The sequence below is a fragment of the Marinobacter sp. UBA5687 genome, assembly GCF_002420325.1.
Taxonomy (GTDB): Bacteria; Pseudomonadota; Gammaproteobacteria; order Pseudomonadales; family Oleiphilaceae; genus Marinobacter; species Marinobacter nauticus.
This window is the reverse complement of sequence record NZ_DIHV01000014.1, coordinates 4,275-4,500: the sequence shown is the minus strand read 5'-3', so window position 1 is coordinate 4,500 and position 226 is coordinate 4,275. Positions and strand designations below refer to the sequence as shown.

General features: G+C 54.4%; 1 protein-coding gene. It reads right to left on the bottom strand.

Going from position 1 to position 226, the window contains the following annotated elements; genetic code table 11:
• Nucleotides 1–99: 99 nt before the first annotated feature.
• Nucleotides 100–226, bottom strand: a 127-nt coding sequence (locus B3Y70_RS17555) for a hypothetical protein (protein ID WP_414674103.1), incomplete at its 5' end; no start/stop codon positions are given.

Sequence of the window (226 nt, the reverse complement as noted above, 5' to 3'; positions counted from 1 at the left end):
CGCTTGAGCTCCGCCATCCCTGGCTCCGCACAGTTCCATAAGGGGGTACCGCCACCCTGGCCCCACAAACTTCAGGGGCCTTCTAACACTGCCAGCCTTTTAAACGTTCAGCCTTTTCATTTCTTCCAGCAGTTCTTCAGTTTTCGCTTCCATCAACGCTTTATCTCCACGGGCCTCAACATTCAGGCGAACCACCGGTTCAGTGTTGGACATGCGCAGGTTGAAG